This is a genomic window from Arthrobacter sp. 05T423 (genome assembly GCF_056396245.1).
The window spans coordinates 1-622 of the sequence record NZ_JBFTLC010000109.1 but is presented as its reverse complement, the minus strand read 5'-3'; the positions used below and the strand labels follow the sequence as shown (position 1 = coordinate 622).

Sequence of the window (622 nt, the reverse complement as noted above, 5' to 3'; positions counted from 1 at the left end):
CGGGCTTGTCCAGGTCCGAGGACCGGATCGCGCAGAACCACATCTGCTCGAAAATACGCTCCTGCTCGGCCCGGAAAATAGCCGGATCCGTATACAGATGCCCGCCCAGCGTCGGGATCAGGCTCGGAGTGGTTACCTCAACAGACAATTTGTTCTCCTAACAAACAGCAAACAACACGAATTACAAGAAGAGTTGGGGCTACAGCGCCGCGCCAGCACCGACAAGGGCAGGTTTGTCCGCCGTCATCAGTACTGCGGGTACGACGGCGGCTGCCGGCTTGGGTGCCGGCGTCGCCAGGCTCCTGCGCCACTTAGTGAACAGCCGAGGCTGGTTCATGCCCAGAACAGCAACGGGAACATCTTCCCGGTAGTACACGGCCAGCAGGCTGTGCTCGGCGGCATCCCCCGCCTCGACGTCGAGGCGGTCGTAGCCGGCGGAGTGGCCGGCGAACTGGATCTTCACCCCGTGCTGGTCGGACCAGAAATACGGCGGCTTCAACGGCTGCGCCGGGGAATCACTGTCCAGCAGCGCCTGCACCGCCAGCGCCGCCCGCTCCAAAGCACCCGTCCAGTGCTCCACCCGCCGGTGCCGATCCACCGCAGCATCAAACCAGGCAGCACA

Annotated in this window: 1 protein-coding gene; it reads right to left on the bottom strand. The window is 63.7% G+C overall.

What is annotated here, in order from left to right:
* Positions 1–199: 199 nt before the first annotated feature.
* Positions 200–622: oxidoreductase C-terminal domain-containing protein (locus AC1DFE_RS24130; protein WP_476908340.1), on the bottom strand; the 423-nt coding region annotated here is incomplete at its 5' end.